General features: G+C 61.4%; 17 protein-coding genes. 15 read left to right on the top strand and 2 right to left on the bottom strand.

Features of this window, described 5'->3' with window-relative positions:
• Positions 1-50 precede the first annotated feature (50 nt).
• The 3 genes from DLM46_RS27510 to catC all read left to right on the top strand — a co-directional run bounded on the left by DLM46_RS27510 (position 51) and on the right by catC (position 2,575).
• Positions 51-1,208, top strand: a complete 1,158-nt coding sequence (locus DLM46_RS27510) for a muconate/chloromuconate family cycloisomerase (protein ID WP_115105590.1) — start codon at positions 51-53, stop codon at positions 1,206-1,208.
• Positions 1,209-1,255: 47 nt separating this feature from the next.
• Positions 1,256-2,164 carry a catechol 1,2-dioxygenase gene (gene catA / locus DLM46_RS27505; protein WP_115105589.1) on the top strand — a complete coding sequence of 303 codons (909 nt, stop codon included), beginning with the start codon at positions 1,256-1,258 and terminating at the stop codon, positions 2,162-2,164.
• A gap of 120 nt (positions 2,165-2,284) precedes the next feature.
• Positions 2,285-2,575 carry a muconolactone Delta-isomerase gene (gene catC, locus DLM46_RS27500; protein ID WP_115105588.1) on the top strand — a complete coding sequence of 97 codons (291 nt, stop codon included), beginning with the start codon at positions 2,285-2,287 and terminating at the stop codon, positions 2,573-2,575.
• Positions 2,576-2,637: 62 nt separating this feature from the next.
• Here the strand turns inward: catC and DLM46_RS27495 are convergent, their stop codons facing one another.
• Positions 2,638-3,615, bottom strand: a complete 978-nt coding sequence (locus DLM46_RS27495) for a PDR/VanB family oxidoreductase (protein ID WP_115105587.1) — start codon at positions 3,613-3,615, stop codon at positions 2,638-2,640.
• 415 nt (positions 3,616-4,030) lie between these two features.
• Here DLM46_RS27495 and DLM46_RS41330 point away from each other — a divergent pair, with 415 nt between their 5' ends.
• The 7 genes from DLM46_RS41330 to DLM46_RS27460 all read left to right on the top strand — a co-directional run bounded on the left by DLM46_RS41330 (position 4,031) and on the right by DLM46_RS27460 (position 9,631).
• Positions 4,031-4,228: a hypothetical protein gene (locus DLM46_RS41330; RefSeq protein WP_165848067.1), complete on the top strand. Its 198-nt coding sequence runs from the start codon at positions 4,031-4,033 to the stop codon at positions 4,226-4,228.
• Between the two features lie 385 nt (positions 4,229-4,613).
• Positions 4,614-5,297, top strand: a complete 684-nt coding sequence (locus DLM46_RS27485; protein ID WP_115105623.1) for an iron-containing redox enzyme family protein — start codon at positions 4,614-4,616, stop codon at positions 5,295-5,297.
• A gap of 56 nt (positions 5,298-5,353) precedes the next feature.
• The gene (locus DLM46_RS27480) at positions 5,354-5,920 is read left to right on the top strand and encodes a nitroreductase family protein (protein WP_165848066.1); all 567 of its coding nucleotides are present in this window, start codon (positions 5,354-5,356) and stop codon (positions 5,918-5,920) included.
• 31 nt (positions 5,921-5,951) lie between these two features.
• Entirely contained in the window at positions 5,952-7,007 is a 1,056-nt protein-coding gene (locus tag DLM46_RS27475; protein WP_115105585.1) for an aromatic ring-hydroxylating oxygenase subunit alpha, read from the top strand.
• A 151-nt stretch (positions 7,008-7,158) separates the two neighbouring features.
• Positions 7,159-7,500 carry a carboxymuconolactone decarboxylase family protein gene (locus tag DLM46_RS27470; RefSeq protein ID WP_115105584.1) on the top strand — a complete coding sequence of 114 codons (342 nt, stop codon included), beginning with the start codon at positions 7,159-7,161 and terminating at the stop codon, positions 7,498-7,500.
• Positions 7,501-7,597: 97 nt separating this feature from the next.
• Complete coding sequence (locus DLM46_RS27465; protein ID WP_115105583.1) at positions 7,598-8,620, top strand: histone deacetylase family protein; 1,023 nt, start codon at positions 7,598-7,600, stop codon at positions 8,618-8,620.
• Between the two features lie 264 nt (positions 8,621-8,884).
• Positions 8,885-9,631, top strand: coding sequence for a glucose 1-dehydrogenase (locus tag DLM46_RS27460; RefSeq protein WP_115105622.1), 747 nt, complete (start codon positions 8,885-8,887; stop codon positions 9,629-9,631).
• 237 nt (positions 9,632-9,868) lie between these two features.
• On the opposite strand, the gene DLM46_RS27455 is transcribed toward DLM46_RS27460, so the two are convergent.
• Positions 9,869-11,869 (bottom strand): sigma-54-dependent Fis family transcriptional regulator, encoded by a 2,001-nt coding sequence (locus DLM46_RS27455; RefSeq protein WP_115105582.1) that lies wholly within the window; start codon positions 11,867-11,869, stop codon positions 9,869-9,871.
• Positions 11,870-12,187: 318 nt separating this feature from the next.
• Between DLM46_RS27455 and DLM46_RS27450 the strand changes: the two genes are divergently transcribed.
• The 5 genes from DLM46_RS27450 to DLM46_RS27430 all read left to right on the top strand — a co-directional run bounded on the left by DLM46_RS27450 (position 12,188) and on the right by DLM46_RS27430 (position 18,687).
• A complete protein-coding gene (locus DLM46_RS27450) occupies positions 12,188-12,706 on the top strand; it encodes a lecithin retinol acyltransferase family protein (RefSeq protein ID WP_115105621.1) in 519 nt (172 codons plus the stop codon).
• A 325-nt stretch (positions 12,707-13,031) separates the two neighbouring features.
• Positions 13,032-15,176 carry a hydantoinase/oxoprolinase family protein gene (locus DLM46_RS27445; protein ID WP_115105581.1) on the top strand — a complete coding sequence of 715 codons (2,145 nt, stop codon included), beginning with the start codon at positions 13,032-13,034 and terminating at the stop codon, positions 15,174-15,176.
• An 11-nt stretch (positions 15,177-15,187) separates the two neighbouring features.
• Positions 15,188-17,512 (top strand): hydantoinase B/oxoprolinase family protein, encoded by a 2,325-nt coding sequence (locus DLM46_RS27440; protein WP_115105580.1) that lies wholly within the window; start codon positions 15,188-15,190, stop codon positions 17,510-17,512.
• Positions 17,513-17,536: 24 nt separating this feature from the next.
• Entirely contained in the window at positions 17,537-18,046 is a 510-nt protein-coding gene (locus DLM46_RS27435) for an acetone carboxylase subunit gamma (RefSeq protein ID WP_115105579.1), read from the top strand.
• A 341-nt stretch (positions 18,047-18,387) separates the two neighbouring features.
• Positions 18,388-18,687 carry a metallophosphoesterase family protein gene (locus DLM46_RS27430; protein ID WP_244306389.1) on the top strand — a complete coding sequence of 100 codons (300 nt, stop codon included), beginning with the start codon at positions 18,388-18,390 and terminating at the stop codon, positions 18,685-18,687.
• Positions 18,688-18,689 lie beyond the last annotated feature (2 nt).

Here is an 18,689-nt window from a genome sequence, read left to right as displayed (position 1 = left end):
TTTGTTTCTAATATGGGTGCTCTCAGGAAAGCAGCACAGGAGGGCAACGAATGATAGCAACACCCGTGAAGATCGAGAGCGTGGAAACGATCCTCGTCGACGTGCCGACGATTCGTCCACACCGGCTCTCGGTCGCAACGATGAACTGCCAGACGCTCGTGCTGGTGCGCATTCGCTGCGACGACGGCGTGGTCGGCGTGGGCGAGGGCACCACCATCGGCGGGCTCGCTTACGGCGAAGAGAGCCCGGAAAGCATCAAGGTCAACATCGATACCTACTTCGCGCCGTTGTTGAAAGAGCTGGACGCTACCCGTCCAGGCGCCGCGATGGCGAAGCTGCGTGGACTGTTTCAGGGCAACCGCTTTGCCAGATCGGCGGTGGAGACCGCGTTGTTCGATGCCCAGGCACGGCGCCTCGGCGTGCCGTTGTCCGAGTTGTTCGGCGGCCGCGTGCGCGATTCGGTGGAGGTCGCCTGGACGCTCGCGAGCGGCGATACGCAGCGCGACATCGACGAGGCCGAGCGCGTATTCGAAGCGAAGCGGCATCGTGTGTTCAAGCTGAAGATCGGCACGCGCGCCGTCGCCGACGACGTCGCGCACGTCGTGGCGATCAACAATGCGCTGGACGGCCGCGGCGAAGTGCGGGTCGACGTGAATCAGGCATGGACCGAATCCGAAACGATCTGGGCCGCGAGGCGTTTTGCCGACGCGGGCGTGGCGCTGATCGAACAGCCGATCGCCGCGGACAATCGCGCCGGTCTCAAACGTCTGACGGATCTCGCGCAGGTGCCGATCATGGCCGACGAAGCGCTGCACGGCCCGGCCGATGCATTCGCGCTCGCCGGCACGCGTGCCGCCGATGTGTTCGCCGTGAAGATCGCGCAATCGGGCGGCCTGAGCGGCGCGGCGCAGGTGGCGGCGATCGCCTCGGCCGCGCATATCGACCTGTACGGCGGCACGATGCTCGAAGGCGCGGTGGGCACGATCGCATCGGCGCAGCTCTTCAGCACTTTCGGCGAGCTGAAATGGGGTACCGAGTTGTTCGGCCCGTTGCTGCTGACCGAAGAAATCCTCACCGAGCCGCTGCGCTACGAGAATTTTTCCTTGCATCTTCCACAAGGTCCGGGCCTTGGCATCGAGCTCGACTGGAACAGGATCGACCGCCTGCGACGCGATACGCGCAAGGGCGCAAGCGTCGCCATGAACTGACGGCTCACACGCTCGCCGTCAAAAACATTAAACGAAGGAGATACCCCATGAACAGGCAAGTCATCGACGCGCTGCTGCAAAAGATCAACGACAGCGCCACCCGTGAAGGCAATCCGCGCACCAAGGAGATCGTCAACCGCATCGTCCGCGATCTGTTCTATACGATCGAGGATCTCGACGTGCAGCCCGATGAGTTCTGGACCGCGCTGAACTATCTCGGCGAAGCGGGCAAGAGCGGCGAATTGGGCCTGCTGGCCGCGGGCCTCGGCTTCGAGCATTTTCTCGACCTGCGTCTCGATGAAGCGGAAGCGAAGGCCGGTATCGAAGGCGGCACGCCGCGCACCATCGAAGGGCCGCTATATGTGGCCGGCGCACCGCTCTCGGAAGGCCATGCGCGCCTCGACGACGGCACCGATCCCGGCCAGACGCTGGTGATGCGCGGCCAGGTGCTCGGCGAAGACGGCAAGCCGCTCGCCCATGCGCTCGTCGAAGTCTGGCACGCGAACCATCTCGGCAATTACTCGTACTTCGACAAATCGCAGCCGGCGTTCAATCTGCGCCGCTCGATCCGCACGGATGCCGAAGGCAAGTACAGCTTCCGCAGCGTGGTACCGGTCGGCTATAGCGTGCCGCCGCAAGGCCAGACGCAACTGCTGCTCGATCAACTCGGCCGTCACGGACATCGTCCGGCGCATATCCACTTCTTCGTTTCAGCGCCGGGTTTTCGCAGGCTGACCACGCAGATCAATATCGACGGCGATCCGTATCTGTGGGACGACTTCGCATTCGCCACGCGCGACGGCCTCGTGCCGTCCCTCAAGCAGGCTGAAGGCGCGGAAGGCAAACCGTACGGGGTGGAAGGCAACTTCGCGCTGATCGATTTCGACTTCACGCTGTTCAGGGAGCGCGACAACCTGCCGGGCGCGGAAGTGGAACGCGTGCGCGCCGAAGCCTGAGCTGCACCAGTCGAACTGTAAGTACCGCCTGAACTTGTCGACCCCGGCTTCCCGGCATGGTTTGCCGGACAGCCGGGGTCTTCTGTCATCGATCATTGATCTGAAGAGGAGAGAGTCAACATGCTGTTTCACGTTGAGATGACCGTCAATCTGCCGCCCGACATGGACGCCGAACGCGCCGCGCGCCTGAAGGCCGATGAGAAGGCGATGTCGCAAAAGCTGCAACAGGACGGCGTGTGGCGGCACCTTTGGCGCATCGCCGGGCGCTACGCGAATATCAGCGTATTCGACGTCGATAGCCCGGCGCATTTGCACGACGTGCTGAGCCAGTTGCCGCTGTTCCCGTATATGGATATCGAAGTGCGCGCGCTGTGCCGGCACGCATCGTCGATTCGCGACGACGACCGGTAAGAGACGAAAGAGGCAAGTGCTGCGGCTGCTGCATTCGCAGCACCTGCGCGCAGCCGGTTGAATTAAAGATCCAGCACCAGCAACGGCGAAGCGGCGCGCGAGACGCAGCAGCAGATCACCTTGCCGCTCGCCCGTTCGGCTTTGCTCAGGCAGTGGTCGCGATGCTCGGGCGTGCCACTCACCACGTCCACCATGCAGGTGCCGCACACGCCTTCGCCGCACGACGTATCAACTTCGATGCCGATCGACGCGAGCGCCGCGACGATCGTCGTGTGTCGGTCGACGCGCACGGTTGCGCCGCTGCTGGCGATCCGCACGTCGAATGCGTCGAGCGTGCCGGCTGCGCCGGTGGTCGCGGACGAAGGCTCGGCGGCGAAGCGTTCGAGGTGAATCGCGTCGGACGCAACGCGCGTTTCGCCGATCGCCACCACGCGCTCCATGAAAGGCGCGGGACCACAGGTGTAGATGTGCGTGCCTTCGCGCGCGGTGGCGACGCATTCGGCCAGCGCCGTATCCAGTTGCGCGCGCTCGACGCCGTAATGAAACCTCACATGATCGCTGAACGGCGCGCGTGAGAGCTGCGGCAGGAACGCTGCATGTTCCGCGCTGCGCGCGAAATAGTGCAAGACGAAGCGCTGCTTCTGCTTGAGCAGCCGGTACGCCATGCTGAGAAGCGGCGTCACGCCGATGCCCGCAGCGATCAATACGTGTTCGCCCGCATCCGGTGCGAGCTGGAACAGATTGCGCGGCGCGCCAATCGTCAATTCACTGCCTACCGTGACGTCGTCATGCAGCGAGCGCGAGCCGCCCCGCGACGCGTCTTCGCGCTTGACGGCGAACCGGTGCGTGTCACGCTGATCCGGATCGCCGCACAGCGAATATTGGCGCGTGACGCCCGAGGGACCGGTGACGTCGATATGCGCGCCGGGTTCGTACTGGTCGAACGGGTTGCCGTCCAGACGCGACACGCTGAATGAGCGCACGCCGTGCGCTTCGTCGCGTACGGCGTCGACGCGAACGTTGAAGGTGGTTCTTTCCATGATCTTGCCGGCAAAAGAATGAGCAGAGCGGACGACGTACGCAGCAGGCCGCATACGGTTGTGCATCAAGGATAAGAACCGGAGTCGAATCAGGCAAATCGATTAAAAATAGGCTGTGAAATAAACTGCATTGATATTGTGGGCTTCGCACGCGGGTACGGAAGTGCAAGGCCCGGCCAGACGGAAGCGCACGTTTGCCCACGCAGTCCCGCAACGCGCTGCCCGCCCTGATCGGGACGTGGATCGGGCAACGGGTGCGTGGGTGCATCAGCGCGGCGAGCTTTCGCCGCGGGTTCTTTGTCTGTTTGCTGGGTCTGGGAATTCAGTTACGGGTGCGCGTGTTCGTTTAAGAACCGGGCGTTTGACACTGAGCGTTTGACACTGACGTGGCGGACAACGAACGGAGGGCTTTATCGTGTGGTCGAGCGTTCTGGAGACGATAGGCGCTTCAGCGGTACTGGTGAGCCTCGCGGTGCAGATTTCAACGTGGTGGGAGCCGCTCGGGCTGCGCGGAACGTTGCATCGTGCGCTCCATGCCGTCGAGAAACGCCTGCTCGGCCGCATGCATTTTGCGCGAACGAAGCCACAGCAGGTCGATACCGACGTCGATTAGACCCTCTTCCGGCGGCCGAGCGAAGAAGCCGACTGCGACGTCGCAAACGACGCCATCGTGCTGACGAACGGATCGTGCGATGGAGGGTTTTTTCGCCTGCCATTAAACATTTAACTATCTTGCGACTGCCTTCATTCCCACAAATCAAAAGACCGGTTCAAATTTTAAAATAGCCTAAAAATAATTGGATTGCATTATTTTCCAAATTAATTGGATTGCATTATTTCAAAAATTAATGGAGATTTATTTAAGAGAGCGGCTAATCTAGATATTATGCTCAACAACTATCGAGGTATTCCTATTATTATCATGCTTGGTCATATATATCTTGCGCCCGCTGATTGGGCATGCATCATGAATGAAGAAGTCTCCAAAGGAGAATCGTATGTCCCTTCATGTCGATCTGAAAAGCCACCTGGAATCGTGTATTGCAGAATTAAATCTTCCACAAAACCCCTATTTCCATGCGCTTTGTTCCGGCCAGATGTCCAAGCAGCAATTCCTCAAGAGCCAAATCGAATTTGCGCCGATGGTTCACTTCTTCAGCCGCCCTATGGCACAAGTCATTGCCAGCGTCCCGGATCCTGGACCGCGCGTCGCCCTCGTTGGTAATCTTTGGGAAGAACATGGCAGAGGTGTGATGGAGCACGTACACGGCAGGACGATCCTTACCCTGATAGATCGTCTTGGCGGGGATTCGTCGCAAATCGACTTGAGTCAACCATCACACACCGCGAGAATCTTCAACGAGACGCTCCGCAGCGTCTCCTCTTTCGAAGACTACCGGTTTTCCGCCGCCACGTTCGCCGGAATCGAGCGAACGTTTGTAGACGTCTCGACAATGATTTTTCAATCCATTGTCGATCAAGGATGGCTTTCCGCAGATCGCATCACCCACTACGGTCTTCATCGAAAACTGGACATGGAGCATGCTGAGGATTTCCTGAAGGTTGTCAATCACGACTGGAACGATGCTCGGTCCAGGTCCCTGATCAAGGATGGCGTCCAGTTCGGCAGCAGATTATTTTCAAACACTTATATCGGTCTTTACAACGACACTATTAATTAAATTCAAAAATATAATCGGCGATGTCCCCCGCCACTCCTATTGGTCTGATGGCTCTCATGAAATTTTTTACGATGGACGATATATTTCGGCGCCACTCCTGCAAGGAGTTCCATGACATTCCCGTCACTCAAGAAGCGCTCGACATGATCCTTCGTGCAGCGACAAGCGGGAATGATCACGGTCATCTTAGGCCGTGGGAATTTCGCCTTTTTACTGGGCCAGGGAGGGGGCAATTAGCAGACGCGTTTGTTCGGCACGCCGTTGCCAATGGTGGGGATTCACGCCAGTGTGAAAAAGCCAGGAATGCACCGTTTCGAGCTCCCCTCATCATTTGCGTCTCGACAATGCGACGCGAGTGCAACATACCGTTTCGTGACCAGATATTCTCGGCTGCTGCTTCCTGCCAGTTAATCACCCTGGCGGTTCATCTGGTCGGACTCGCTGCAATATGGAAAACCGGTGTGTGGGCGACCAGCGGGATTGTTCGCGAATCGCTGGGTATTGGAAGTGACGACGAGATCGTGGGCTTTATTTACATCGGTACGCGCGCAGAACCAGAGGGCGCGGCGCGAGACTTCCCCATTGACAGAGTATTTTTCAACCCGTCGCAAACAGCGCGGTAAGCAATGCGCCGTGCCTATCCGGAGTCCCAAAATGGCATTCATCAGGAATGCGTGGTACGCGGCGTGCTGGAGCGCTGACATCCGCGCCGGCGAGATGTTTCATCGAACGTTGCTCAATGAACAGATCGTGTTTTATCGCAAGAAAGACGGTTCCGTAGCGGCGCTGCTCGACCGGTGCCCACATCGCTTCGTCCCGCTACATCTCGGCACCTTGCAAGGCGACGACATCGAGTGTGGCTATCATGGATTGCGTTTCGACTGTTCAGGCCGGTGCGTGAAGAATCCTCATGGAGACGGCAGAATTCCACAAGCAATACACGTTCGTTCTTATCCGGTGCATGAACGGCACGATCTCGTATGGGTCTGGATGGGGGAATGGCCTGCCGATCCAGCCCGGATTCCGGACTACCGCCTGATCGACGCGAAATCGGATTATCAAGTGGTCACCGGTGGCTATCTCCATATCTGCGCGAACTATTTGCTGATGGCTGACAATCTGCTGGACCTAAGCCACCTCACGTATTTGCACGACGGTTTGCTGGGTAGTCGAGATCAAGTCAGCTCGAATCAACTAGTCCGTGAGGAGGACGGCAAAATTATCTGCCGCCGTTGGACGCCGAAGAGCAGCGTGCCCAAGATTTTCGATTTGCTCTACCGGCGCGATCAGCAACCTGTCGCCATGTGGACCGAGATTCAATGGTCGGCGCCGAGCTACTTCTGGTTCGATGGCGGCGTTCATGCTCCGGAACGCCAGGAGCGGGATGATCATGGATGGTGGTACGGCCAGCATATTCTGACGCCGGAGACCGACCGGACAACGCACTATTTTTTTGCTGCAGCGCTACCGTTGAGCACCCAACTGAATGAGAGTGAAAAGGCCAGGTATGCGGAGATGCGGCGCTTCGCATTTCTCGAACAAGACAAGGTGATGCTCGACGCCCAGCAAGCCGCGCTCGGAAATGCCGATTTCTGGTCGATGAAGCCGACCTTGTTATCGGTCGATGCTGCGCCGGTGCGCATGCGCCGTGTTGTCGAACACCTGCTGCGTACTGAGCAAACCGAGCCTCAAACGTCAGATCGGACGTAACGCGATGAAGGACGATATTCCGATACCAGACAAACATTCGCTATGCCATGCAATGCAACAACGCAATCGCCCGTCGCGCGGTGGCCAGGTCGCGCTGTACGACATCAGGTAGTCCCCACTTTTTCAGTCCCTGTCCTCCTGAGGAGCGAGCATGCCGTCAGACGATCTTTCTATTGGGCATAAGGTATTTGGCGATATTGCGCCTGCCCTTGCCGGGTACACTGACAACGTCCTCTTCGGCGACGTTTGGCAACGACCTGGGCTTTCGCCGCGCGATCGTAGCTTGGTGACCGTGGCGGCCTTAACTGCCCTCTATCGGACCAATGAACTCACTAGTCATATAAAGAGGGCACTGGAGAACGGTGTGGAGCGCGATGAGATAGTCGAAGTGATGACCCATCTAGCCTTCTACTCCGGATGGCCGACGGCTCATTCGGCCCTGCAAATCGCGCGACGTGTTTTTCATCCGCCGGGTCTTAATATGGCCGTGTGAATACAACGTATTGCTATGTACTGCTAGCACCTGAGGCTCATGAGGCATCCGAGGCACCCAAGGCACCGCCTGCACGCTGATTGAAAGGAACCGGAACATGCAGACGTTCTTTCATCCCGCACAGTTGAAGCACCAACCGCGCGGTTATTTCTCGCGCGGCCAGATGCGCACGCCGCAGGAAGTGCCGGAGCGTGCGTTGCGGCTTGTCGAGGCCGCCCGAACGCTCGGCTTCGACGTGCGCGAACCGGCGGATTTCGGCGCGGTGCCGCTCGCCGAAGTGCACGGGATGAACTATCTGCGCTTCCTCGAAGAAGCGCATCGCGAGTGGAAAAAGATTCCCGCGGAATGGGGCGACGAAGTGATGTCGAACGTGTATATCCGCGAGAACAATCCGCTGCGCGGCATCCTCGCGCAAGCCGCGCGCTATCTCGCCGACGGCAGTTGCCCGGTCGGCGCGCATACCTACGAATCCGCGTACTGGTCCGCACAAAGCGCGCTCGCCGGCGCGCACGCGCTCCTCGACGGCACGGCAGAAGCGTACGCATTGTGTCGGCCGCCGGGCCATCATGCGCGCGTGGAGGCGGCCGGCGGTTTCTGCTATCTGAACAATTGCGCTGTGGCGGCGCAGGCGTTGCGGCGCAAATACGGACGCGTCGCGATACTGGACACCGACATGCATCACGGCCAGGGCATTCAGGAGATTTTCTACGACCGCGACGACGTGCTGTATGTGTCGATCCACGGCGACCCGACCAATTTCTATCCCGTGGTGGCAGGCTTCGAAGACGAACGTGGCGCCGCGCGAGGCGAGGGCTACAACGTCAATCTGCCGATGCCGCACGGATCGTCGGAAGCCGTGTTTTTCGAGCAACTGGCTACGGCGCTGCGCGTCGTGGCGCGTTTTCAGCCTGACGCGCTGGTGATTGCGCTTGGCTTCGACATCTACAAAGACGATCCGCAATCGATGGTGGCCGTCACGACCGAAGGCTTCGGCAAACTAGGCGGCAAGCTCGGTGCGTTGAAGCTGCCCACGCTCATCGTGCAGGAAGGGGGATATCACCTCGAGACGCTCGAGGCGAACGCGCAAGCGTTCTTCGGCGGCTTTACGTCGAACCGGTAAAGAAGCCGGCGCGAAGGAGGCGGGGGCAGGGGCATGGGGCGCCGCGACCCACTTGCCCCATCTCCCATTCACCGCTTCAAACAAAATCCGATTGTTCGCCTGACCCGACGTAACTATTCGTTCTGAGCCGCTTTATCCCGCCGGCTTACCTGTCTACAGTGACTGCTGTGACAGCGCCGCTGCATCTGACGCTTCATGGAAGCCAGCCCCGCGTATCTTCGCGGCAGCGCGCCGGCGCAAACCCCACCTCAAAGGAAAACGATCATGAGCAAGCTCGCAGGTAAAGTCGCGGTTGTGACAGGCGCATCGAAAGGTATCGGCGCCGCGATCGCCAAGGCCCTCGCGGCGCAAGGCGCGTCGGTGGTGGTCAACTATGCGTCCAGCAAGGCCGGCGCGGACGCGGTGGTCGACGCCATCACCGCGGCGGGCGGCAAGGCGGTTGCCGTGGCGGGCGACGTGTCGAAAGCCGCGGACGCGCAAGGCATCATCGATGCAGCGGTCGAAACGTATGGCCGCCTCGACATCGTCGTCAACAATTCCGGCGTGTATGAGTTCGCGCCGATCGAAGCCATCACCGAAGAGCACTTCCATAAACACTTCAATGTGAACGTGCTGGGTCTGTTGCTGGTCACGCAAGCAGCGGCGAAACATCTCGGCGAAGGCGGCAGCATCATCAACGTCGGCTCGCTGGTCAGCCGCATCACGCCGGCGGGCAGCGCGGTCTATACCGGCACGAAGTCCGCGGTGGACGGCATCACGGGCGTGCTGGCCCGTGAACTCGGACCGCGAAAAATTCGCGTCAACTCGGTGAATCCGGGCATGGTCGCGACAGAAGGCACGCATAGCGCAGGCTTTGTCGGTTCCGACTTCGAGACGTGGGCAGTCAGCCAGACTCCGCTCGGCCGTATCGGGCAGCCTGACGATATCGCGGGCGTCGCTGTTTTCCTCGCCTCGGACGACGCGCGCTGGATCACCGGCGAGAGCCTGCTCGCCGCCGGCGGAGCGCGTTAAGCAGCTTTGCGCGGAGGCGTCGATCACGACGACGCACAAGGCAGGCCTGGTCGTTGGCATGCGCCCGATGCCGGGCAATCCGAACGAAGGTCAAGGACAAAAAAATGGGAGCCAGCTTTGGCTCCCATTTTCCTGATACGCCGGCGGATCTCCGCCAATCGGCCGTTAAACGATGGCGAGCGCCCATCCATGCGGAGACAGTCGATCAACGCTTGCTCGGCGCGCAACGCTCAGCGCTCAAGCCCCTAAATGCGGAGCTTGAATGGCCCGAATCGCGGCCAGTTTGACATACAGCGTGCTCCTCGAGATTCCCAGCGTTCGGGCGGCCATCGACATATTTCCGTGGGCGTTCGCGATCGCATCGAGTATTGCTTGTCTCTCCATTTCCTCGAGCCGACCGGATGACGCTGCCATTGGCGCCGAGGTTGATATGGGAGGCGAGTTCCCGGCCATCTGAGTGATGGTCGTGGGGAGTAGAGACGTATCGATGATGTCGCCTTCGCTGAGCGCGAACATCACCTCGAAGACATTGTGCAGTTCACGTATGTTGCCCGGCCAGCGATAGCTCAGAAGAGCCTGGCACACGGAGGGTTCAAGCTGCTTGGGCGCACAGCCATACTTGCGTGCCAGTTTGCTGTTGAGATGATCGATAATGGCCTCGATATCGCCGGGCCGGTCGCGTAGCGCCGGTAGTGGCAGGCTGACCACGCAGAGGCGGTGGTACAGGTCTTCCCGGAAGCGCCCGGCGGCGATCTCTCTCTGCAGATCACGGTTAGTGGCTGCGATGACGCGCACCGAAACGCGCCGCTCGCGGGTATCGCCCAGGCGGACGACAACGCTATCCTGCAGCACGCGCAACAGGTGGGGCTGCATGTCGAGTGGCATCTCGCCGATCTCGTCCAGGAACAGGGTACCGCCGTCGGCCTGCTCAAACTTACCCGGAAGGCCACCACGACGCGCGCCTGTAAATGCACCGTCGATATAGCCAAACAGCTCGCTGGCCAAAAGCTCACGGCTAAACGCGCCGCAATTCACGGCAATGAACGGCCCCTCGGCGCGTTTCCCCGCCCGATGCAGCGCCCGGGCAAAGAGTTCCTTCCCCGCACCGGTCTCACCCAGGAGCAGTACTGGCAGATCGAGAGGGGCGATGCGGCGAGCGCGTGCCTTGGTCGCCTCCAGAACCGCGCTTGCGCCAATGATTTCACCGAACGCATCGTTTCCTGCCGGCGTTGTCGTGGCGGTGGGCAGCGATATGGCGGTTCGATTTTGCCGCGCCCCGAGCGCAATCACGAGCATCGTACCCAGCGTGCCTTCATGGTCCTTCACCGGGTGTAGCCATTCGGGGCGCAGCCATTCCGGCCGTTGGCAGCACCGATCGACCTCCGGCAGCGCAAGGTTCAGCCCCGGCACTTCGCTGCCGACCTCTAAAGGCAACCGCACGTCATACATCTCTCGCGCCGCGTGCGCGTTCCCGTTGGTGCGAACAACGCGCCCTCGGGTGTCGACGAGCACGACGTAGTCGCTGGCGTAACGGATGAAATTATCGATGGCTCGGGTCAGCAGCCGCTCGTGGAGAGCACCGTCGCGGCAGGCCAGTTCGCTTTCGATCTGCCTGGCGGCAGCCACCACCAGGCCCAAGGTGTGGCCATGGAAAGTTTCCTTGACGCCGGAGACATCCACGACTCCCAGCAGGGTGCGGCTAAAGGGGGCAAAGATGGGAGCAGCAGCGCAGGTCCAGCGCCTGACGTCCAGGCAGAAATGCTCGTTGGCATGGATCTGAACCGCAGCACCGGTGGCGATTGCGGTGCCGATGGCATTGGTGCCGATGACTTCCTCATTCCAGCAGCCGCCGGTGGCCAGGTTGATCGCCTCGCCAACGCCGCGGACGCGGGTCTCGCCATTGAGTTGGAGAATCGTGCCGCCCGGATCGCAGAGCATGATGAGGGTGCCGCATTCCCGCAGGATATCGCGCAGCCCCTCCAGTGCCGGATGCGCGGCATCGCAGAGATTCCGGTTCTGCCGCTGCAATTGGCGGACACGTTCGGCGGCGGCTCCCGGTGCGCAGTGCGTGGCAGGATCAACGGCGTCAGCGCGACTGCGCTGCCACGAAGCCAGCACGACGCTGCGCACACCTTCCCCCTCCAGGGGCTGGTTCTGCACAAACCGCTCCCAGGATGAGGCCACAACAGGTTCGTCTCCGATGCGGGGGATCAGAGTGCCGCGATGGGAAAACGGCATGGACGATCGCTCTCAATTTTTGACTGCAGTCACCGTAATCCCGTGACATCACCAAGTCAACAATCCCCTTCAAATCCCTGGTTTGTGCTCTGCAGCAGGCGCGCAGGAAGGTGTCCGGAATCCGGACACCTTTGCGTGGGCGTCCGGATTCCGGACGGCGAAAGCACGGCCCAGCAAGAGGCTTGCGTTGAATTCGCGAACCTCCTCCCGGTAGGTCGACTCGGCGCGGCGCAAAGTCGCGCCACGCCGCTCGTTTGCGATGATGGCGCGCCATATGCAGTGGATGGGTGCGTGAGGCAGCGCAATGCGGTGAAGAGCATGAAAGATTTGACGAGAACAGGGCACCTGGTTGTCGAAGCGGTGGCCGACGCGGATCTGACGATCGGAAGCCATCTCGTAACCGAACGACTTGGCTACACACATCATGGCGTCTATGCGGGGGCCGGCAAAGTCGTGCATTACGCAGGGCTGTCACGGTCACTGCGCCGCGGCCCGGTGCAGGAGGTCACGCTCGCGGAATTCGCACAGGGGCACCCGGTCTGGATCAGGCAAAGCTCCGGCGCCAGGTTCGCTGGCGTGGAAGCCGTCCGCCGAGCCTACTCCCGCCTCGGCGAGGATCGCTATCGGCTGATTTCCAATAACTGCGAGCACTTCTGTATGTGGTGCGTGTACGGCGAGAGCCGCAGTGATCAGATCGATGTATGGAAGTCCTGGGCAGTTGGTGTACTGGACGCCGGGGTCAAAGCCGTCAGGCGTCTCACCGTCGCGACTTCGAAGGGCGTATCCGTGACGCGAGCGATTTCCGCATTCAAATTCGACGGCTACCAGGCGCTATGAGATCAGCGCTGGGCGACAACCCGTGCTCCACTTCCGGATGCCTGAGTTTGTCTCAAGGCAACCGTATCGGATCCATAGTTCGCACTCCGGAGCGAGCGGCCCGCAGTGCGTCCGATTCCCGGACAACGCTGCGCAGGTGTCGGGAATCCGGACAGCGACGACAGCAGGCAGTTGCGACCAGCGACGTTGCCAGGGAATGCAGGCAACTCGTTGATTTCAATCACATGCCATATCTTCCCTTGGTGCCAGCCGGTCGTGGCACGACCTTTGCGCTGGATGGGGCGTGGGACTTCCCACAATGACTACACGAATGATAGGAGGCAATATGCAATCGCAGTCCACCGTACAGGTGATGGGCATCGATGCCGGCGGCACGATGACCGACACATTCTTCGTGCGCTCCGACGGCCGTTTCGTGGTCGGCAAGGCGCAGAGCAATCCCGGTGACGAATCCCTTGCCATCTACAACTCTTCCGAAGATGCACTCGCTCACTGGGACCGGACAGTGGACGATGTCTATCCGGAGCTGGTGACCTGCGTCTATTCCGGCACCGCCATGTTGAACCGCATTCTGATGCGCAAGGGCCTCGACGTCGGCCTCATCTGCAACCGCGGCTTCGAGCAGATCCACTCCATGGGCCGCGCCCTGCAGAGCTACCTGGGCTACGCGCTGGAGGACCGCATCCACCTCAATACCCATCGCTACGACGAACCGCTGGTGCCGGTCTCGCGCACGCGCGGCGTCACCGAGCGCACCGACGTGCAGGGCAGGGTCGTCATTCCTCTACGCGAGGACGAGGTGCGACAGGCCACCCGCCAACTGGCGGAAGCCGGCGCCCAGGCCATCGTCATCTGCCTGCTGCAGTCGCACAAGAACGAGACCAGCGAGCTGCGCGCCCGCGATGTGGTCAAGGAAGAGCTGCGCAAGCTGAAAGTGGAGATCCCCGTCTTCGCCTCGGTGGACTATTACCCGTCGCGCAAGGAAAGCCACAGGATGAACACCACCATCCTCGAGGCCTATGGCGCCGAACCTTCCCGCCAGACCTTGAAGAAGGTGAGCGACCGTTTCAAGAAGCACGGCGCGAGGTTCGACCTGCGGGTGATGGCCACGCACGGCGGCACCATCAGCTGGAAGGCCAAGGAACTCGCGCGCACCATCGTTTCCGGCCCGATCGGCGGCGTCATCGGCTCCAAGCTGTTGGGCGAGTACCTGGGTGACGAGAACATCGCCTGCTCCGATATTGGCGGCACCAGCTTCGACGTGGCCCTCATCACCAAGGGCAATTTCGCCATCAAGTCCGACCCCGACATGGCCCGCCTGGTCCTCTCGCTGCCCCTGGTGGCGATGGACTCGGTCGGTGCGGGCGCCGGCAGCTTCGTGCGCCTCGACCCCTATAGCAAGTCGATCAAGCTCGGCCCCGACAGCGCCGGCTACCGCGTCGGCACCTGCTGGCCCGAGAGCGGCCTCGACACGGTGTCCGTGTCCGACTGCCACGTGGTGCTCGGCTACCTGAACCCGAACAATTTCTTGGGCGGCGCCATCAAGCTCGACGTGCAGCGCGCCCGCGACCACATCAAGGCGCAGATCGCCGAGCCGCTCGGCCTGTCGGTCGAGGATGCCGCCGCCGGCGTCATCGAGCTGCTCGATCTCACTCTCTCCGAGTACCTGCGCGCCAATATCAGCGCCAAGGGCTACAACCCCGCGGACTTCACCTGCTTCTCCTACGGCGGCGCCGGGCCGGTGCACACCTACGGCTACACCGAGGGCGTCGGCTTCAAGGACGTCGTCGTGCCGGCCTGGGCGGCCGGCTTCTCGGCCTTCGGCTGCGCCTGCGCCGACTTCGAGTACCGCTACGACAAATCGGTCGACCTTGGTGTCGCCCAGCACGCCCCCGATGCCAACAAGGAAGCCGCCTGCAAGTCCCTGCAGGAAGCCTGGTCCGAACTGGCGGTCAAGGTCATCGACGAATTCGTCCTCAACGGCTACAAGGCAGAGGACGTGCTGCTGATCCCCGGCTACAAGATGCAGTACATGGGCCAGCTGAATGACCTCGAAATCGTCTCGCCGGTGACCAGCGCCGCCACCGGCGCCGACTGGGACAAGATCGTCGAGGCCTTCGAGCTCACTTACGGCCGGGTCTACGCCAGCTCGGCCCGCTCGCCGGAACTGGGCTTCTCGATCACCGGTGCGATCCTGCGCGGCACCGTCGTGACCCAGAAGCCGGTGCTGCCGGAAGACCCGGATGCCGGCCCCGTGCCGCCCAAGGCAGCCTATCTCGGCACCCGTCCCTTCTACCGCCACAAGAAGTGGGTGGATGCCGCGCTCTGGAAGATGGAAGCCCTCAAGGCCGGCAACCACATCGTGGGTCCCGCCATCATCGAATCGGACGCCACGACCTTCGTCGTTCCCGACGGCTTCGCAACCACGATCGACAAACACCGCCTGTTCCATCTCAAGGAAGTGAAGTAAGGAGACCCGCCATGAATATGATGAGCAAGAAGGAAGTCGGCTTCGCCGACCTGCTGCAGAACGGCCAGACCCTCAAGCAATACCGCGACGGCATCATCGAGCGCACCAAGGCCACCGGCCACTACAACGGCCTCGAGAAGCTGGAATTCCGTGACGCGGATCCGATCGGCTACGAGAAGCTGTTCTCCAAGCTGCGCGGCGGCCTGGTGCATGCCCGCGAAACCGCCAAGAAGATCGCCGCCAGCCCCATCGTCGAGCAGGAAGGCGAACTCTGCTTCACCCTCTACAACGCCGCCGGCGACTGCGTCCTGACCTCGACCGGGATCATCATCCACGTCGGCACCATGGGCGCGGCGATCAAGTACATGATCGAGAACAACTGGGAAGGCAACCCCGGCATCAACCCCGGGGATATGTTCACGACCAACGACTGCGCCATCGGCAACGTCCACCCCTGCGACATCGCCACCATCGTCCCGATCTTCTGGGAAGGCCGGCTGATCGGCTGGGTAGGCGGCGTCACCCACGTGATCGACACCGGCTCGGTGACGCCGGGCTCGATGTCCACTGGCCAGACCCAGCGCTTCGGCGACGGCTACATGATCACCTGCCGCAAGACCGGGGTGAACGACGAGCCGCTGCGCGACTGGCTGCACGAGTCACAGCGCTCGGTGCGCACGCCCAAGTACTGGATCCTCGACGAAAAGACCCGCATCGCCGGCTGCCACATGATCCGCGAGCTGGTGGAGGAGGTGGTCCGCGCCGACGGCATCGAAGCCTATGAGAAGTTCGCCTTCGAGGTCATCGAAGAAGGCCGCCGCGGACTGCAGAGCCGTATCAAGGCCATGACCCTGCCGGGCAAGTACCGCAAGGTCTCCTTTGTCGACGTGCCTTACAAACATGAGGACGTGCAAGTCTCCAACGCCTTCGCCAAGCTCGACTCCATCATGCACTCGCCGGTGGAGATGACCATCAAGCCGGACGGCAAGTGGCGGCTGGACTTCGAGGGCGCGAGCCGTTGGGGCTGGCACACCTTCAACGCGCATCAGGTGGCCTTTACTTCCGGAATCTGGGTGATGATGTGCCAGACCCTGGTGCCCACTCAGCGCATCAACGACGGTGCCTACTTCGCCACCGAATTCCGCCTGCCAAAGGGCACCTGGTGCAACCCGGATGACCGCCGCACCGGCCACGCCTACGCCTGGCACTTCCTGGTTTCCGGCTGGGCAGCTCTGTGGCGCGGTCTCTCGCAGTCCTATTTCAGCCGGGGCTACCTGGAAGAGGTCAACGCGGGTAACGCCAACACGTCCAACTGGCTGCAGGGCGGCGGCATCAATCAGGATGGCGAGATCCACGCGGTCAACAGCTTCGAGGCCAGCTCCTGCGGCACCGGCGCCTGCGCCGTCAAGGATGGCCTCAACCACGCCGCCGCCATCTGGAACCCGGAAGGCGACATGGGCGACATCGAGATCTGGGAGATGGCAGAGCCGTTGCTCTACCTGGGCCGGAACGTCAAGGCCAACTCCGGCGGCTACGGCAAGTACCGTGGCGGTTGCGGCTTCGAGACGCTGCGCATGGTGTGGAACGCCCAGGACTGGACCATGTTCTTCATGGGCAACGGCTTCATGAACAGCGATTGGGGCATGATGGGCGGCTATCCGTCCGCCACCGGTTACCGCTTCGAGGCACACAACACAGGCCTCGACAAGCGCATCACCATCGGCGACTCGTTGCCTCTGGGCGGCGACATCGATCCGGGCAACCCGGACTACGAACGCCACATCGATGCCAGCGCCGTGGTCAAGCGTGACAAGCAGTGCATTACTACCGAGGACTGTTACGCCAACCACGACCTCTACCTCAACTACCTGCGCGGCGGTCCAGGCTTTGGCGACCCGATCGATCGGGATCCGAAGGCCGTCGAGGCGGACCTCAACCAGAAATTCCTGCTGCCGGACTATGCGCAGAAGGTCTATGGCGCCGTCTTCACCCAGGACGCCAAGGGCGTGTTTACGGTGGATGCAGCCCAAACCCAGGCCCGCCGTGCCGAGATCCGCAAGGAACGGCTGGCCCGAGCTCTGCCTACCCGCGAATGGATGAAGGAAGAGCGCGAACGCATCCTCAACAAGCACGCGTCCGTCCAGGTGCAACACATGTTCGCCACCAGCTTCGCGCTGTCCGAGAAGTTCACACGGGAGTTCAAGGCGTTCTGGAATCTGCCCGCGGACTGGCAGTTGCTCGAGGAAGAACTGGGCGTACCGTCCTATGGCGCCAAGCACCGGATGGACCTCTCCCTGCTGCCCGACGTCACCACCGTCGTCCAGGTCGAAGAGTAATCACGGAATCAAGGAGATTGAAGAATGTCTACTTACACTAATGAGCAGGTCGCGCACCTCGTCGAAGGCTCCCTGGACTGGGAAACCACCTTCCGCATGCTCTCGATGCCCAAGGACGAGTCCCGCTTCGAGCGATACCTCGCCGCCCTGCAGGCCAAGGTGAGCTTCCCGGATCGCATCGTGCTTCCGCTCGGCCCGCACATGTATATCGTGCAATCGGCCACGACGAAGAAGTGGGTCATCAAATGCGACTGCGGTCACGAGTTCTGCGGCTTTCTCGACAACTGGAAACTGCATGCCGCGATCTACGTGCGCGACACGGAGGAGGCGATGACCGAGGTGTATCCCAAGCTGATGGCCCCCGACACCCAGTGGCAGGTCTATCGCGAGTACTACTGCCCAGCGTGCGGCACCATGCACGACGTGGAGGCGCCTACGCCGTGGTATCCCGTGATCCACGACTTCGAGCCGGACATCGAGGCCTTCTATAAGGAATGGGTGCACCTGCCGGTGCCGGAACGCGCTCCGGACTGATCGCTGGTTGAGGCGGCGGGGGGCAGGTAGTGCCTGTTCCCCGCAGACGACGTCTTCCGGGAGGCGCAGCGAATTTCAGCGAGACCTGGCAAGCGCCACGTTAGGGCTTGCCCAGGTAGGAGCTGTGATGACTCAGGGCTTGACCGCCGAGCCCAGCCTCGTTGCCCTGCGCGGAAAGAATCTAGCCAGTGAACTCGGAGCGCCGGTCGCCACATAGGCTGCACTGAGAGGACCCCTGCGGACTTTTTGATTGACGGACAGTCTTTGCTTGAAATGCTGGTGGAAATTGCCGGGGGACGTTCTGACTTCATGGGGTGCTTCGTGGGTGGCTATGCGAAGGAATGCGCGCGCATGTCCTTAATGCCGAGCCGTTCACGCAGGTGCTCGCCTCGCACCGGCACGTCGACCGCATCATCGCGGGGCACGTGCATCGCTCAATGCAGACGAGAATCGGCACGATTCCGGTGATGACCTGTCCGAGCACGACCACGCAAATCGCGCTGCGTGTGGAGGCCGATGCGCAACCGGCGTCGTATCTCGAACCGCCGGCATTCATGCTGCATCGCTGGGTCGAAGGCAAGCCGGCCGTTTCGCATCTGAGCTATATCGGCCGGTTCGAGGGGCCTTTGCCGTTTGCGTGAGC

The organism is Paraburkholderia lacunae (assembly GCF_003353175.1).
GTDB classification, from domain to species: domain Bacteria; phylum Pseudomonadota; class Gammaproteobacteria; order Burkholderiales; family Burkholderiaceae; genus Paraburkholderia; species Paraburkholderia lacunae.
Note: the sequence above shows the minus strand (reverse complement) of the source record. Positions and strands in the feature narration are given on the sequence as shown.

Bases quoted from the DNA above. Each gene is read 5' to 3' on its own strand.
- DLM46_RS27455 (WP_115105582.1), bottom strand. From the start codon at position 11,869: ATGCCGTTTTCCCATCGCGGCACTCTGATCCCCCGCATCGGAGACGAA.
- DLM46_RS27475 (WP_115105585.1), top strand. From the start codon at position 5,952: ATGGCATTCATCAGGAATGCGTGGTACGCGGCGTGCTGGAGCGCTGAC.
- DLM46_RS27465 (WP_115105583.1), top strand. From the start codon at position 7,598: ATGCAGACGTTCTTTCATCCCGCACAGTTGAAGCACCAACCGCGCGGT.
- DLM46_RS27430 (WP_244306389.1), top strand. From the start codon at position 18,388: ATGCGCGCGCATGTCCTTAATGCCGAGCCGTTCACGCAGGTGCTCGCC.
- catA (WP_115105589.1), top strand. From the start codon at position 1,256: ATGAACAGGCAAGTCATCGACGCGCTGCTGCAAAAGATCAACGACAGC.
- DLM46_RS27480 (WP_165848066.1), top strand. From the start codon at position 5,354: ATGAAATTTTTTACGATGGACGATATATTTCGGCGCCACTCCTGCAAG.
- DLM46_RS27485 (WP_115105623.1), top strand. From the start codon at position 4,614: ATGTCCCTTCATGTCGATCTGAAAAGCCACCTGGAATCGTGTATTGCA.
- DLM46_RS27460 (WP_115105622.1), top strand. From the start codon at position 8,885: ATGAGCAAGCTCGCAGGTAAAGTCGCGGTTGTGACAGGCGCATCGAAA.
- DLM46_RS27435 (WP_115105579.1), top strand. From the start codon at position 17,537: ATGTCTACTTACACTAATGAGCAGGTCGCGCACCTCGTCGAAGGCTCC.
- DLM46_RS27450 (WP_115105621.1), top strand. From the start codon at position 12,188: ATGAAAGATTTGACGAGAACAGGGCACCTGGTTGTCGAAGCGGTGGCC.
- DLM46_RS27445 (WP_115105581.1), top strand. From the start codon at position 13,032: ATGCAATCGCAGTCCACCGTACAGGTGATGGGCATCGATGCCGGCGGC.
- DLM46_RS27440 (WP_115105580.1), top strand. From the start codon at position 15,188: ATGAATATGATGAGCAAGAAGGAAGTCGGCTTCGCCGACCTGCTGCAG.
- DLM46_RS27510 (WP_115105590.1), top strand. From the start codon at position 51: ATGATAGCAACACCCGTGAAGATCGAGAGCGTGGAAACGATCCTCGTC.
- DLM46_RS27470 (WP_115105584.1), top strand. From the start codon at position 7,159: ATGCCGTCAGACGATCTTTCTATTGGGCATAAGGTATTTGGCGATATT.
- catC (WP_115105588.1), top strand. From the start codon at position 2,285: ATGCTGTTTCACGTTGAGATGACCGTCAATCTGCCGCCCGACATGGAC.
- DLM46_RS27495 (WP_115105587.1), bottom strand. From the start codon at position 3,615: ATGGAAAGAACCACCTTCAACGTTCGCGTCGACGCCGTACGCGACGAA.